Below are 15,254 nucleotides of genomic sequence, written 5' to 3'. Positions count from 1 at the left end.
TTTATATGTATCCTCGTTAAATCTACCAATCTTACCTAATAATCTATTTTTACTTATTGTACGAGACTGATTACAAAGAAACAAACCATCTTGTTTTATGCTGAAATGATGACCTGAGTCTGTTAACTTTTTAATTGATTCTAGGTCCAAATTAGCATCGGCAATTGCAAATGGAACATTAAAAATTGTTCTTTTAGTTTTCTCATGCCCTCTGGTCATCGGGATTACACTTACAACACTCGCAAACTTATTCATAAGATTATTAGAAATGACAAAAACCGGTCGAGTGCCCCCTTGTTCGGAGCCTTCGACCGGTCTCAAATCTGCCCAGTATATATCCCCTCGTTTAACATTAGAAGCCATCCCGTAAAATCATCTCCATCTCCATATCATCTGCCTCAGCGGAAACTCCAGAAAATTCTTCAGAATATTTAATATCATCTTCATAAGATGCAATGTATGACTGCTTAAGTAATTCAAAATAATCCACTTCTCTTTTAGCATCCAATAATATTTCTCGTTTGTAAGCAGCCAATTTCGCCACAGACATAGACAATCCCATTGAAACTGCAGATAATTTTAAAAGTAATTCACTATCTTGTCTCATCAACTTAACCATATTGTCCATCCTCCTCATCACAATTATCTCCTCCATTACCAATAGTGTCAATATGGCAATTTTGTTCTTTTATATAGATATTATTTTTAATATGCACAGAACCCTGCAAAATTAACCATTTTTAACTTTTTTAAAGATTATATTTCTTTACGTTAATACCCTATATATATTTCCTTTTACAGAAATTAGGCTTACATGCTATCATTTCTTATACCACATACCACATATCACAACTTGTATCTAGAAAACGACTATGACGAGGTGAAAAAATCATGGCATACTTTCGTAAACGTGGTGAGAAGTGGTCTTTTACTATGGACATCGGCAAAGACCCTATCACAGGTAAACGAAAACAAATCACTAAAGGTGGGTTTAAAACAAAGAAAGCTGCTCAAGAAGAAGTGGCTAGAGTAACGAATGATTTAGCAAATGGGGATTATGAGAATAGTGATATTCGCTTCTCTCAGCTCGTAGAAATCTGGATGCAAGAGAAAGAAGCATCATGTAGACCATCAACGTTGTATCAATATAAACGTATTCTACGCTCACGTGTCAACCCTGAATTTGCCGAAAAGAGACTATCTGATATAAAACCTCTAACAGTGCATAATTTCCACCAGAAGCTACTTAAGGAGGGTTTAACAACAAAATACATTTCATCCGTTGATGTTATGTTAAAACAAATCCTAGATAAAGGCGTAGAGTTAGAAATGATTAACTCTAATCCTGCTAAGAAAGCAAAGCGGCCAAAAGTTAAAAAGAAAGCGCAAGCTAGTTGGACAATTGAAGAAGCAATGAAGTTTATGGAGTATGCAAAAATACAAGGAAGCTATTATATTGCATTCGTTTTAGCTTTGCATACAGGTATGCGTATCGGTGAAGTATTAGCTTTACAGTGGAATGATATTAATTTCGAAAACAAGACTATTCATGTACAAAGAACATTAACGCTTGTAGATGGTAAGTATGAATTAGGTGAGACAAAAACCGAAGCATCTAATCGTATGATTCCAATGACTGAAGAATTAATGGGAGAGCTGTTAGAATATCAATGTCATAAAAAAGATAATTCTTTCGACCTATTGATTTGTACAAGAAATAAAAAAATCGTGCATCCATATACGATACGTTACCAAATGAAAGCTTTATGCGAAGCAATTGACGTACCGTATATTAGATTCCACGATATCCGAAGAACGTTTACAACTATTTTAATCGATTCTGGTGCAAATGCAAAGGTTGTTTCAAAATTACTTGGTCATACAAATGTTTCTACAACTTTAAATATTTATACTGATGTTTATGAAGAACGTCAAATTGAGGTAACTGAAATGCTAGGAAATGTGTTAAAAAGTGGTCGATGTGGTCAAAAAGTGGTCAGTGAAGAAAAACAAGAGGATTAAACCCCACAGTATAAGTGGTATAATGCATTTATAGTGTAAGTTTTTTCTTTACACTATAATGAAGTCATCATAGTAAATAATATATAGAGTATCACGTTTTTCAAAAAGATGCTACATCGAAAGGAGAGATTACCATAAAAGCTGGTGGTATTGTTGTTGAATATAACCCTTTTCATAACGGTCATCTTTATCATGTGCAACAGACAAAAAAGTTAACACAATCCGATATAATAATTGCCGTTATGAGTGGTCCTTTTTTACAGCGTGGTGAGCCCGCACTCATTTCCAAATGGTATCGCACTAAAATGGCCTTAGCAAACGGCGTAGACCTTGTTGTAGAGCTTCCATACGTCTTTGCAACACAAAAGGCTGAAACCTTCGCAAATGGTGCTATTTCCATTTTAAATGCCCTACGTGTTTCCGAAATTTGTTTCGGTAGTGAGGATGGACAAATCGAAAATTTTTATAATACCATCTCCATACAAAAAAACGAAGAAGAGACTTTTAACTGCCTTGTAAAACAATTCATGGACGCTGGTAATAGTTATGCAAAAGCAACATCGGATGCTTTCTCACACATTTTAACATCTGAAAAAAACATAGATATGTCACAACCAAATAATATTTTAGGCTTCCAATATATGAAAGCAATTCTGTCACAAAATAGCTCTATACAAGCTCAAACTATAAAAAGATTTGCCTCTCATTATCATGATGAAACATTTAATGACCAACATATTGCAAGCGCGACAAGCATCCGAAAACAACTCTTTAGCGAAGAAGGATCATTTACAACAATTGAACCTTTTCTCCCACAGGCAACCACTTCGCTTTTAGCAAATTACAAACAAAACTACGGGATATTACATAATTGGGAACAATACTTTTCATTTTTTAAATATAGACTCATGACGATGTCTCCAGAGGACTTACGACATATATATGAAATAGAAGAAGGTTTAGAGCATCGTATTTTATCAAAAATACAAAACAGTTCCTCCTTCTATTCATTCATGGAAGCATTAAAAACAAAACGTTATACATGGACTAGATTACAAAGAGCTTGTACACACATTTTAACAAACACAACAAAAGAGGATATACGTAGCGCAAATATAGAACAACACGCACCATATATTCGCCTGCTAGGCATGTCACAAAAAGGACAAACTTACCTTTCAAAAAATAAGAAAAAAATCGAACTTCCAATCCTTACTCATACAAAAACATTCGACCATGCCGCTTTAGATATAGAGAAAAAAGCAAACTCTGTATATTTCTCCATCATGCACGAACCGTTACGCACACAACTATTAAAACAGGATATAACACACCATCCTATTCGCTATGATGAAACAACTACAAAATTCCTATAAAAAACCTCTCTATTTCAGAGAGGTTTTTTCCTTATCCATCTTTTCTAAATATGTTAACGCATCATCCAGCGTATCCACTGGTACAATTTTCATTTTTGTTTTAATATCCTTTGCAGTCTCAAGTGCATCTTTATAGTTCGATTTCTCCGCACCTTTTTCATTTGGCGCAAAGAACACTTCAGCCCCAGCATCGCTAGCAGCCACCACTTTTTGATTTATACCACCAATCGGGCCCACTTCTCCTTTTTCATTAATTGTACCTGTTCCAGCTATTTCATGTCCTTTCGTTAAGTCTTCTTCCACAAGTTGATTATATATTTCTAATGTGAACATTAAACCTGCGGATGGTCCACCAATTTCATTAGAATTAATTTTCACTTTCGGATCGACCACTAGTTCTCTTTCCGTAACGATAGAAACACCTATACCGACACGTCCATTCCCATTAGGAATCGTCTTTACATTTAAATTCTCTTTCAATTGTTTTCCATTTCTCATGTACTCAATACTTACAGCATCATTTTCTTTTTTCCCTGTCATATATTCAATAAATTGCTCCGTCTTTTCAAATGTTTTTCCGTCAACAGCTATAATAACATCACCAAGCTTAAGCTTTCCTTCTGACGGCATTCCTTTTGCCACACCAGCAACTAATACACCTTTATTTTCAAAAGATACTGAGCGATTTGCACGTTTATATGCATTATAAATCGCTGCATTTTGTGAATCTTTCATCGCATAATTTTGGCGAAATTGATATTCTTCATCACTCTCACCTTTTTGCAATATTTCTTCCGCTTTCGAAATATGTGTATATTTATTAAACTGTGCCGCTATTAAATTCACCACATTTGCTGGTCCCATTGAAACCGTAACAAGCATAAAATCACCAGATTCTTTCGTTCCACCCTCAACTTGAACATAAGGCTCTAATTTGGCAGCCATTCCTGGTTTTGTTATATAATACGGTAAACGTACGTAAACAAGTAACATCGCCAATATAACCCCTATTAAGATTGCATATATAAACCGAAAACGCTTAAACATTATGTTTCTCCTTCCACTGCTCAATTAATAAATAAATATTTGAAATATGTTTTTCTGCTTCTACTTCTCCAACTCGAATAATGTCTTCAATGTTTGTAAAAGCACGTGAACTAAATTGCTCTACAGCTGGTCGCATCATTAAATCCGATGCAATTTGCCGATTCATTACAAGCTCATGCTGCATAATTTCAATACTTTGCATGATTACGTCATAAATGGACGTAACATCGCCATTTACCTTAATTGGAGATACATCAACAGCGATAACAATATCGGCCCCTAACTCTTTCACAACCGATACTGGGATGCGATCAATGACTCCACCATCCACTAATAATCTTCCATCTATTTTTTCTGGTACAAACACTCCAGGAACAGATATGCTAGCCCTCACCGCATCTGCAACTGGCCCACTTGTAAAAACCACTTTTTCCCCCTTCAATATGTCAGTAGCCACAACAGCCGTCGGGATATCTAACTCTTCTAAATTTTTATTATATGTAAACATTTTAATCATATCTTTGACACGTTTTCCAGCAATAAATCCCATTTTCGGTACCGTGAAATCTAAATAATACTTCCGCTTAAAAACAGATGCCAATTTATACAATCTTTCAACGTTACTACTTGCCGCATAAAACGTACCTATTAGCGCCCCCATACTACTTCCTGCAATCATGTGAATAGGGATACCCGCTTCCCTTAAAACCTTTATTACACCAATATGAGCAAACCCTTTCGCTCCTCCAGACCCAAGTGCTAAACCAATCTTTGGTTCTTTCATTTTTCTCACCCTTTAATTTTTTTCATTCCTTTTTCATACTTATGGTCTAAATTCACTACGTATCCACGTATACTGAAATGAACGTTTTTTGGGACAAAGGGGGATTTACTTACATGTATGAAAAATGGAAAACCGCTTTCCTTACCATATCAACGCTATTTTTAACCTTTTCTCTTGTACTCCACCCCCAAGCCGCTTTGCAAGCTTCTATTCGCGGGTTAAATATATGGTGGGAAGTTGTATTCCCTTCACTACTACCGTTTTTCATCATTGCGGAACTTCTAATTAGTATCGGTGTTGTAAAATTTATTGGCGTTATATTAGAACCACTCATGCGCCCACTTTTTCGCGTTCCAGGGATAGGCGGATTTGTTTGGGCGATGGGAATGGCTTCTGGTTTCCCTGCAGGCGCCAAATTAAGCGCTAGACTACGAAAAAGCAATCTTTTAACTCAGATTGAAGCGGAGCGCCTCGTTTCTTTCACAAATTCTTCTAATCCACTTTTTATTTTCGGTGCTGTGTCTATCGGTTTTTTTAATAATCCGAAATTAGGAATTATATTAGCCGCTGCCCATTATTTCAGTAACTTTGCTGTCGGATTAATTATGCGTTTTTACGGCGATAATACCGCTTACAAAATTAATACACACACTACAAAAAAACGTCGCTTTCAAAACCCTTTTTTAATCCTTCACGAGACACGCTTACAAGAAAAAAGACCAATTGGTAAATTACTTGGGGATGCCATTGTTTCTTCTATTCAAACATTACTTATGATTGGCGGATTTATTATTTTATTCTCTGTGTTAAATAAAATGATTACTGTATTTCACATTACAGCAACTCTTTCTTTTATTATGCAACATATTTTATCATTCTTCCAACTAAGTACAGATTTTAGTATACCTATATTATCAGGTATTTTCGAAATGACACTCGGAAGCCAAATGATTAGTCAAATAAATGAAACACCGCTCTTACAACAAGCTATGGTAACAAGCTTCATTTTAGCATTTAGTGGTCTTTCTATTCAGGCACAAGTTGCTAGCATATTAGCTGAAACAGATATCCGATTTAAACCCTATTTTTTCGCACGAATTATTCAAAGTATTCTTGCCCCTATTTTTACATTTGTATTTTGGACACCATTTTATGAGAAAGTGAGTTCTTTCTCGCCTATGCCAAAAGATATTCCTGTATTTTTATCCGAGCATCCTTCTATACTACATGAAATTTGGACATCTTTTATACATTACGGACCAATTTTCACATTATTTTGTCTATACTTATATGTTATTTTATTATTTTTGCGCACATATAAAGAAAAACCCCGTTCACTTTAACGGGGTTTGAAACTTTTCTTTTAAAGCACGTTCTACAATAGGAGGTACAAGATCTACTACACTTCCTCCATACCTCGCAACTTCTTTTACAATACTCGAGCTTAAAAATGAATATTGATTGTTTGTCATAATAAAAAATGTTTCAATATTTTCATCTAATTTTCGATTCATAGAAGTAATTTGCATCTCATATTCAAAATCAGAAACTGCTCGTAAACCACGTAATATTGCATTTGCATTACGCATTTTTGCATACTCTACTAATAGCCCACTATGCGAATCTACTTTTACATTCGGGATATCCTTTGTCGCTTCTCGAATTAATTCTAATCGCTCTTCAACTGAAAAGAATGGTTTTTTTGATGAATTGTTTAAAACGACTACGTACACCTCATCAAATACTTTTGCTCCCCTTTTAATAATATCCAGATGCCCAAGGGTAATTGGATCAAAACTTCCTGAAGAAATAGCTATACTTGTCATTCTGTCCCCTCACCTTCATACTTATAAATCGATATTGCAGTAATCCCATAATTCTCAGCTCGTACTTTTACAAGCCTTCCTATTGAATTAGGTAAAACTACATCATTACCATGCTCTGCCATAATTAATCCATCACTATGTAGCAATCCATGTTGATCCATTATACTAATTAAAGATACAATTTTTTGCTCTTTATATGGAGGATCTATCAATATAAGATCGAATGACATTTCACGTTTTATTAGCGCCTTTACTGCACGTTCCGCATCATTTCGATATACTTCAGCTTGTTCCTGTACTCTACAACTTTCTAAATTTTGATGAATTACTTTTATCGCTTTACTATCCCGATCAACAAAAATTGCTTTATCAATCCCTCTGCTCAAAGCCTCAATTCCAAGACCACCACTACCACCAAATAAATCAAGGGCGATACCACCATCAAAATAAGGACCTATCATATTAAAAATAGATTCTTTTACTTTATCTGTCGTTGGACGTGTTGTATTACCAGGAACCGCTTTAAGTGGGTGTCCTTTACATTTTCCTGAAACTACTCTCATCTGTTGTCACTACCTTTATTTCAATCTATCGAGCGATTATAGAAAGCCATTCCCACTTCGGTAACCGTTAACAAACCACATTCACCTAACTATAGGAAAACTCGGCCTCAAATAACCTCTCGTTATTTTTATGTATTCATCTCATCATTCACTAATATGAACCCAATATGTATATTAGTTCCACTTTATCTTTTTTATCCTATCACAAAATAAAAAAAAGAAAAATAAAAAGCCCAACATAAAATTTAATTTCATTATGTATATCTTCATTTAGATTGGACATAAATAATTATAACAACATCACCTTCGATGTTGTTGCCAACCGCGGAGAAGACTTACGTTTCCCCATAAGTTCTTCCTCCGGTTTCTCCTCTCCCTTTGCCTTCTTACTAGTACATGCTAGTATAAGAAGGGCCCTGCTATGCAGGGTTTTTTTCTTTGTGTGCTTTTCATTTAAAAAGTGAAATGGTACAGTAAAAGAAAGAGGAGGAAAAGATATGATTCAACGCTTTATAGAACTCGGAGAAGGCTACTCTGATTTATATGAATTACTTGAAATTGCCAAAACAAATCAAGAACGTATAGCACATATGTTACAATTTGAAACGATAAAAAACGATAAAAAAGTATGTTCGCTTGTTGTAATATTAAAACCAACTACTACTGGTGATTTCCAACCATTATACATATGTCGTGAAGGCATTCCTGTATTTGAAAATAAAAAAAGTAAACGTGTCATTTTATTTGAAGAAACGGCAGAACAACTCGGAAAAAAAGTGGCTACCTTTACTGTAAAACCATCTACAACTTTCCCAGAAAAAGAACTATTTTTTAATCATTTAATTGGTATTTTACGAATGAACAATTTCATTCCTCCGATGAAATAACACGTTATTCCAAGTGAAAAATCCCCGGCTAAATTTAGCCGGGGATTTTTTCTATTAGCTATAATCGTATTCTTTTGCTCGATCAGGACGGGAATTTTCAAATTCCGTTTTTAAATACGGGCGATACGACTGTTCTATCTTTTTCACAAAAGGAAGTTTGTTCAACTTATGCATCATATGCTCAATTTGTTCCATATCACAATATACTACAGCATATTTTAATCGTTTTGATATGTAATGTATGTTACCATATTTCCTTAAAATCTTGGCATGTTTCAATGAATGTAAATAAACAATCATACTTTGTCGTTGCCCGAACATAATCTTCTCCATCTTCTCCTTTTAAAAACATATATTTTATATTCTATGAAAACCAATCAGAAATTTATAACATTACAGGACAAACTCTGTATACGTTTTCTTCCAACTTCTAAAAAACGGGGTACATCACCCCGTTTTTTTACAACCACAACCTCCGCCAGTACCACAACCTCCACCACAGCCACCAGCATCAAAGAATGGATTTCCTGTTGGCACTTTAATGGAAGAAGACACTTCCGAACCGATTGCTACACTAACTTCGTCTAATAACTTCTGCAAAGCAGTTTCTGCTCTTTTAAAAGCTGCAACCTTATCATGTAAGTCCACAGAACGCTTTAATTCTCTCATTTTCATTGACACGGTAGTATAGTCAGGATGGTATTTTCCAAAACGCTGTACTTCCTCATACCGTTCTTTCATCGCTGTAAATTGCTGAATGAGCGTCTGAAGTTCCATATCTTCATGTAATTCTCTATAATACTTACGATAATCTTCTGCTATATCTGAACAGATAATCGCTTTTGCAAGCTGCTCTGCCTTATCTAATATTAATACGCTTTCTAGCGTCGCTACAATCATGAGAGACACCTCCGAGTATCCATCATACCACATTTAGATTAGAACTACTAATTGAAGTGACTTACTCAAAAGAAAGATATAATGAAACTATTTTTACACTATATCCGTACACACTTATACATTAATATGTTCCGCTATATTATATTTAAGAACATCCCACTTTCCACTATTTTGTTTCACATAACTAATACACGCATTTTTTAATGGTGTCTTAAATGTAATTTCATCTGGTTCAATGGCATGTAAAATCGCTTTTATCGCGTGTGAGTGAGCAACAATAATAATACGTTTGCCAAAATGAGTTGTCGCAACATCTTCTAAAGCAGCAAAGCAACGAGCTACAATCTCTTCATCTCGCTCCATACCTTCTACTTTACCTTCAGCAATCAACTCTCTAACAGCCGCAACCGGCTTCCCTGAAGCTTCTCCAAAATTCCGTTCAACAAATCGCTCATCTAATAAAATCGATTGTAATCCAACTGTCTTTGCAATTTCATTAGCCGTTTCTTGCGCTCTAATTAACGGGCTACTTATAATGATATCCCACGTTTCTTCTTGTAAAGCAGCTGCACTCTGACTCGCTTGCTTCTTACCAACTTCATTAAGCGGAATATCTTCTCGCCCCTGAATAATTTCTTGAAAATTCCAATCAGTTTGTCCATGTCGTACTAAACAAATTTCCGTCATGCTGCAACTCCTTTTTAAATAATCAACCTCTATTGTAACAAAAGTTCTGCATGACGGACATATTTTTCACTTCCAATTAGGTTGCATTTTGTTGCTTCATATACTGAAACATATCAATCATGATCGAAGCAACGGCCAATTGATTTTGAAACTTTTCCACTTTATCTGGTATTGTTTTTTTGAAATGTTGCATCGCCGCTAACTCAAAAGCCTCTTTTTCTTCAGGATTTCGTGTTAATTTTCTATACCAGTACGGTTGCTCTCTAATATAGCGAGATAAATCCTCATCAGCCATTATAAACTCCATAATTTCTGCTCTCATCATCTTTCCCCCTAATCCTTTTGAAAGAAAAATGGGTTATTTTCTGAAGTACTTTGCTCTTGTTGCGTACGGTTACCTTGAAATTGCTGAATAACTTGTTGCACGCTCCCGATTGCACTCGTCACATTGGCTAAATGGTTCTGCATTTGTTCCACGTCCAACTTTTTAAAAAAAGAAAGCATTTGCCCCATCACATCAGCAGTTTTTTCCTCTTCAGTTCGATTATCTTTTTCTTTTTTATTTTCTTTTACCGAAGAAAACGCAGGCGCTCCATCCGGTCTATAAGTTGCCCATATTGGATCTTCTTCACCAAGTAAGTACCATTCTTCATAAAATTGTTGCCATGTTTTATGACCACTTCTAACCTCATGAACCATTTTAGGGTGATGGTTTACAAATTCTTTAAACTGTTGAACCGATGGATGTAACGGTCCTTTTGTTGTTGGCATAATCCTCACCTCTCCATGTATATCTACTATATAGTAAGAAAAAAAAGGCGCATGGTTCGCCTATTTTTAGACGATTCATGCACCTTTTTTTCTGCTATTTGCATACGGTCAGATTCCCACCTACAATTCAGTGAATACGAAGTAACTAATTTGGTGATGTTAACACCCCACCGCTTACAATTTCACTTTATTTTCGAATAAAGTTTTGTGTATAAAATTTATCGTATACACCAACACCTAATCCTGTAAATTGTTCATTTAATAAATTCTTTCTATGCCCCTCACTATTTAACCAACCTTGCACTGCCGCAATTCCATCACTATGTTGCGCCGCTATGTTCTCACCAGCAAGTTGAAATCCTACTTTCCCGCGCTGCAAACGATCTCCTAGCGTACCTAATGTAGGTGAGTCATGAGAAAAATAATTATTGTCTTTCATATCTTTACTGTGACCAACAGCAACATCTGCTGTTTCCTGATCCCATGTTAATAATGGTAATTTATGACGACTTCGAATGATATTTGTTAAATCAAAAATTTGTTGCATATTCCCATTTTCTACTTGTTTTATTTTTTCTGGAGTCAATGGTTGTTCTGCTATTAATTCACCTGAATAAACGAGCTGATACGGTCTTTGGCGTAATAAAGTTTCATCATCCATATAACGAACACCAATAAGCTCATGTGTAAATTGATCAAAATACAATTGCGCCCATCCATCTTCTACAGGTATTAACGGTTGTTCCATGACTTCGGTATCAGATAGCTCAAATTGATAACTATTTTTCCCTCTTTTTAATGAAATTTCATGCGAAAGCGGACTTTTTTTATATACTTCTTCATATTTTTCATTTATATAATAAGGTGGAACCTTAACTTGTTCACCAGCTGCGTATGCCGTTACAACTTTACGTTCAGAAACTCCAAATTGAACATACTGAGTTAAATCCTGGTTGTATACCCACCATTCATATCCGTATGCAGATGGCTCTATTCGAGAGGGTTCTCCCCACTTCGCTAATAAGTTTTCAGAGTCTTCACCAATCATATTTAAAACAGTGTCTGAGGAGTCTTCCTTAATTTGCTTTTTCTTTTTCACAATTTTATTTTCTTGCTTTGATTGAGATGGGGTTAATATATATTGTGAAACGAGTAATTTCCCGTATAAATCAACAGCTAAAATTAAAAATGTAATCATTACGATACGCAATAATTTCTTCAAACGATATACCTCCTGAACAAAACATAAAATTGAGATATACACAAATCCTTTTCTTTCTTTTTGTGTGTACCGTACTCTTTTCACTATATCATATTTTTGTGAAAAAAGTCTGGATTATCCCTTTTCTCTCAATATGAATTGCACTTTCTTATTATTCATACTATTATAAAAATAATGGTGTAACATTAAAAAAGGAGGTATTATATGCAATTTACAAATACGCAATTTAATGGAGCCGTCGTTGAATTAACTCTTTTAACTGAAATCATGGAAAACAACCACTTCGTACTTGCCGGACAGTGGGATTATGAGCGAGTTACATACGATTATAAATTTGAAATATTAAAGGATGTTTATTATTTACGAGTGCAAGGAGTTGCTGTTGAAGGTGACATTGGCAGTAGACACGCTGAAGTAAAACTACTTCCCCCCTTATTAGGAAAACATTATTATCCTCACGGCGTTGAATATGGTGATGATGAGACTTTCCCAACGAATGTACTTCAAAAAAGCGAACAACTCCTACAAAATGTCGAAAAAGAGTTAAAAGAATTTCAAATTATTGATTAACAAAAACAAGCGCATCAATATGATGCGCTTGTTTTATTTCCCTTCCCTAAGAATGAATCGTTTTTTTTACTGGATATCCATAAATAGATCCATCTTTTACTTTAATCTCATCTTCCCAAGGAACCTTATATTTACCTTCAGCTAAATCTTTTACAAACGTATATGGATTTTCTTTCACCCCACCAGGAGTTGCTACATATCCTCTTGAACCTAGATTATATATATTATTTTCCAATCCCCATCCTAATCTAGCCTGATCTGCTAGTTCTGGATATACTTCAGCAGTAACAATCTCCCAAGGATTTCGATGTCCCTGTACTAAAGTAGTCCCATCAAAATTACATACTTGTCCTTCACCAAAGTAATAAAATACGCCATCATAACCCGCTAAGTTTACCGACAATGTATACATTAAATTCTGCCATGCATTTGAACGATTGGTTAGCATCCATTGTTCACTAACTTGTGTACTATATCCAGAAATACGAATTAAGACATTTGCACCTTTATAGGCCGCTTCACGAGCTACTTCAGGGAACATGCCATCATGACAAATACAAACAGCTAATTTACTTCCTCCAGGTCCATCACAAACAGGTAAGCCTAAATCTCCAGCTTTCCAAGGCTCGACTGGCACCCAAGGATTTAGCTTACGATACTTCAAAATCATTTCACCTTGTGGATCAATAATAACTGCTGTATTATATGGCTCTCCACCATCAGGATTTTTCTCCATTATTGAAAAAACACCATATACTTTAGATTCTTTACATGCCTCAGCAAATAAGTCTGTTTCTGGCCCAGGCACTGTGCATAAAAATTCTTCTGTAGTCCATTTTTTTGTATTGAGCCCTTGTGTACTATATTCAGGAAATACTATCAATTCTAAACCAGGGTAACCTGATTTGGTCGAATGAATTGTTTTTATGATTTGTTGAATTTGTTTATCAATGTCTGCACGCGATTCTACTACTGGTACTGGATATTGAATTAGTGCTGTCAAAAAACCACTAATCGGCTTTACCATACTTCCACTACTACCCATTTAAACTCCCCCTTAAAATAGTTCGTGTTTATTAAAGATAACAATATATATTTGTAACTCTCTAAAAAACTTGCACTACATATGGAATTATTACGCATGAAAGCTAGTAGTAAATTTTATCTCCACTTTTAGTACACGCCTACACTAATTTAACATAAAAAATTAGAAGATTCAATCTTTTTAAGGTAGCTAAAACTAAGTAAAAAAAGCGCATGGAATCCCATACACTTTTTTTACTTAGTCTGTAAATACGGCGGCAATTGTTGCAACTGCTCCTTATCCTTTTCACGTTCTCTACGTGCCCATCTAAAGAATACATAGCCTATAATTGTACCGTACACTATTTCCTGGACAATTTTCATTATGATACCACCAGTTTGCTGGTCTTGTACGACTGGCATCCAGTGCAAAAATTCTGGTCCCGTTATATTTAAATCTGATAAAGTGCCCGCTGGTACACATAATTCCATCGCTTTCATCCAAGCAGCCGGATCCGTATACGTTGCAAATAACGGGGCTGTCGCAAAAATGATTAACGCACAAGCAGGCGTTAATAATATGCCATTAGCAAACATATAACCAAGTTTCTTTATATCACTTAATGTTTGATATTCTGGTAATGGATTTAACATCGGCCACCACATCATGATTGCTGTAAAAAACAATATAGCGAGACAAATAGGATGAGCTATTTGACTTTGTTTTACCGTATCAAAAACAACTGGTAAATGATAAAAAGAAAACAGGCCGTTAAATACAAATAACGCAATAAGCGGTTTAGCAAATGCCTTTAATATAATTTGAACAAACTTAAAAGAAGTAATGTAACGATATAACCAAATTGGTATACCAAGCAACAGTAACGGTGGAACTGCAATATACATGACTGCCATTTCAAACATATGAGCACTAAATATAATATGGCCAATTAAATCAATAGGCCCTCCCTTTACAAAATACAAAAGAACAATACCAGTCGTAAAATAAAAAATTTGCTTCTTACTTACCTTCGTCGCATTTTCAAATCGCATTCTATATGGCCCAATAATTAAGAAGTACCCAATAAGAATCGAAAGCATAAATAATAAAAAGATTGGACTCCATAAAGCCTGAAAACCAAATATCCACAAGTTACTCATTTTCACACCTACCTTCGTAAGGTTATCTCATAATATGAAGAGGGAGCTGTGACAACACAAGCTCCCTTATTTTTCACTTTTCAAATCCACACGATTGTCATAAAAGCTAAAATTGTAATTAACCCTATTAGCAGACCAGAGTAAAGAAAGAAACTTGCTGCTTCATGTCCTTTATGACTCATATGCATAAAATAATACAATTGAAAAATTACTTGTACCACTGCTAATAGTAAAATAAACGGTACAGAGAAAATCGGACTAAAAGTTTTTGGATACGCCACCGCTACAAATGCAACTAATGTTAAAAAAATCATTAATGCAAACGTAATAACTTGATGCCTCATTTCCTCCGCACTTTTTCTCTTCCGATAAACAAGATCAACTTTAGGATTATTCGTTTGCTTTATCGCCATTG

Annotated in this window: 19 protein-coding genes and 1 pseudogene; 5 read left to right on the top strand and 15 right to left on the bottom strand. The window is 35.1% G+C overall.

Annotated elements, in window-relative coordinates:
• Positions 1-51: 51 nt before the first annotated feature.
• Positions 52-363, bottom strand: a pseudogene (locus tag IQ781_RS28490) (type II toxin-antitoxin system PemK/MazF family toxin); the annotation flags it as partial.
• Positions 353-637: a hypothetical protein gene (locus IQ781_RS23520; protein WP_242808162.1), complete on the bottom strand. Its 285-nt coding sequence runs from the start codon at positions 635-637 to the stop codon at positions 353-355. The pseudogene IQ781_RS28490 and the gene IQ781_RS23520, both read right to left, overlap by 11 nt.
• Positions 638-891: 254 nt before the next feature.
• On the opposite strand from IQ781_RS23520, the gene IQ781_RS23515 reads away from it, so the two are divergent.
• Both IQ781_RS23515 and IQ781_RS23510 read left to right on the top strand, forming a co-directional pair.
• Positions 892-2,022: a site-specific integrase gene (locus IQ781_RS23515; protein WP_242808161.1), complete on the top strand. Its 1,131-nt coding sequence runs from the start codon at positions 892-894 to the stop codon at positions 2,020-2,022.
• Between the two features lie 194 nt (positions 2,023-2,216).
• Entirely contained in the window at positions 2,217-3,398 is a 1,182-nt protein-coding gene (locus IQ781_RS23510; protein ID WP_063220783.1) for a nucleotidyltransferase, read from the top strand.
• A 9-nt stretch (positions 3,399-3,407) separates the two neighbouring features.
• Here IQ781_RS23510 and IQ781_RS23505 read toward each other — a convergent pair whose 3' ends face one another.
• Positions 3,408-4,445 (bottom strand): SepM family pheromone-processing serine protease, encoded by a 1,038-nt coding sequence (locus IQ781_RS23505; protein ID WP_000476281.1) that lies wholly within the window; start codon positions 4,443-4,445, stop codon positions 3,408-3,410.
• Positions 4,438-5,229: a patatin-like phospholipase family protein gene (locus IQ781_RS23500; protein ID WP_000662588.1), complete on the bottom strand. Its 792-nt coding sequence runs from the start codon at positions 5,227-5,229 to the stop codon at positions 4,438-4,440. The genes IQ781_RS23505 and IQ781_RS23500 overlap by 8 nt, the downstream gene beginning before the upstream one ends.
• A gap of 113 nt (positions 5,230-5,342) precedes the next feature.
• On the opposite strand from IQ781_RS23500, the gene ylbJ reads away from it, so the two are divergent.
• On the top strand, positions 5,343-6,572 hold the full coding sequence (gene ylbJ / locus IQ781_RS23495; protein WP_139846725.1) for a sporulation integral membrane protein YlbJ: 1,230 nt from the start codon (positions 5,343-5,345) through the stop codon (positions 6,570-6,572).
• On the opposite strand, the gene coaD is transcribed toward ylbJ, so the two are convergent.
• Complete coding sequence (coaD, locus tag IQ781_RS23490; RefSeq protein ID WP_000200601.1) at positions 6,564-7,055, bottom strand: pantetheine-phosphate adenylyltransferase; 492 nt, start codon at positions 7,053-7,055, stop codon at positions 6,564-6,566. The two genes, ylbJ and coaD, sit on opposite strands and share 9 nt — an antisense overlap.
• The gene (rsmD, locus tag IQ781_RS23485) at positions 7,052-7,618 is read right to left on the bottom strand and encodes a 16S rRNA (guanine(966)-N(2))-methyltransferase RsmD (protein WP_001266978.1); all 567 of its coding nucleotides are present in this window, start codon (positions 7,616-7,618) and stop codon (positions 7,052-7,054) included. Before rsmD ends, coaD begins: the two co-directional genes overlap by 4 nt.
• A 497-nt stretch (positions 7,619-8,115) precedes the next feature.
• On the opposite strand from rsmD, the gene IQ781_RS23480 reads away from it, so the two are divergent.
• Positions 8,116-8,505, top strand: a complete 390-nt coding sequence (locus IQ781_RS23480) for a DUF7147 family protein (protein ID WP_000616017.1) — start codon at positions 8,116-8,118, stop codon at positions 8,503-8,505.
• Positions 8,506-8,559: 54 nt separating this feature from the next.
• On the opposite strand, the gene IQ781_RS23475 is transcribed toward IQ781_RS23480, so the two are convergent.
• The 6 genes from IQ781_RS23475 to IQ781_RS23450 form a co-directional block, all read right to left on the bottom strand.
• The gene (locus tag IQ781_RS23475; RefSeq protein ID WP_002082261.1) at positions 8,560-8,826 is read right to left on the bottom strand and encodes a YlbG family protein; all 267 of its coding nucleotides are present in this window, start codon (positions 8,824-8,826) and stop codon (positions 8,560-8,562) included.
• 126 nt (positions 8,827-8,952) lie between these two features.
• On the bottom strand, positions 8,953-9,405 hold the full coding sequence (locus IQ781_RS23470; protein WP_000634366.1) for a YlbF/YmcA family competence regulator: 453 nt from the start codon (positions 9,403-9,405) through the stop codon (positions 8,953-8,955).
• Positions 9,406-9,519: 114 nt separating this feature from the next.
• Complete coding sequence (locus tag IQ781_RS23465; protein ID WP_000134946.1) at positions 9,520-10,092, bottom strand: histidine phosphatase family protein; 573 nt, start codon at positions 10,090-10,092, stop codon at positions 9,520-9,522.
• Between the two features lie 76 nt (positions 10,093-10,168).
• Positions 10,169-10,414 (bottom strand): YlbE-like family protein, encoded by a 246-nt coding sequence (locus IQ781_RS23460; RefSeq protein ID WP_139846724.1) that lies wholly within the window; start codon positions 10,412-10,414, stop codon positions 10,169-10,171.
• An 11-nt stretch (positions 10,415-10,425) separates the two neighbouring features.
• Positions 10,426-10,863, bottom strand: a complete 438-nt coding sequence (locus IQ781_RS23455) for a YlbD family protein (RefSeq protein ID WP_001143346.1) — start codon at positions 10,861-10,863, stop codon at positions 10,426-10,428.
• 187 nt (positions 10,864-11,050) lie between these two features.
• Positions 11,051-12,085: a CAP domain-containing protein gene (locus IQ781_RS23450; RefSeq protein WP_000735375.1), complete on the bottom strand. Its 1,035-nt coding sequence runs from the start codon at positions 12,083-12,085 to the stop codon at positions 11,051-11,053.
• 204 nt (positions 12,086-12,289) lie between these two features.
• On the opposite strand from IQ781_RS23450, the gene IQ781_RS23445 reads away from it, so the two are divergent.
• Positions 12,290-12,655: a YugN family protein gene (locus IQ781_RS23445; protein WP_001160952.1), complete on the top strand. Its 366-nt coding sequence runs from the start codon at positions 12,290-12,292 to the stop codon at positions 12,653-12,655.
• A 46-nt stretch (positions 12,656-12,701) separates the two neighbouring features.
• Here IQ781_RS23445 and IQ781_RS23440 read toward each other — a convergent pair whose 3' ends face one another.
• The 3 genes from IQ781_RS23440 to ctaF all read right to left on the bottom strand — a co-directional run bounded on the left by IQ781_RS23440 (position 12,702) and on the right by ctaF (position 15,252).
• Entirely contained in the window at positions 12,702-13,700 is a 999-nt protein-coding gene (locus IQ781_RS23440) for a formamidase (RefSeq protein ID WP_000535802.1), read from the bottom strand.
• Between the two features lie 233 nt (positions 13,701-13,933).
• Entirely contained in the window at positions 13,934-14,839 is a 906-nt protein-coding gene (gene ctaG / locus IQ781_RS23435; protein ID WP_000069023.1) for a cytochrome c oxidase assembly factor CtaG, read from the bottom strand.
• Positions 14,840-14,919: 80 nt separating this feature from the next.
• Complete coding sequence (gene ctaF / locus IQ781_RS23430) at positions 14,920-15,252, bottom strand: cytochrome c oxidase subunit IVB (RefSeq protein WP_000985706.1); 333 nt, start codon at positions 15,250-15,252, stop codon at positions 14,920-14,922.
• Positions 15,253-15,254 lie beyond the last annotated feature (2 nt).

The organism is Bacillus sp. N447-1, assembly GCF_022701035.1.
Taxonomy (GTDB): Bacteria; Bacillota; Bacilli; order Bacillales; family Bacillaceae_G; genus Bacillus_A; species Bacillus_A cereus.
This window is presented reverse-complemented; position numbering and strand designations above follow the sequence as displayed.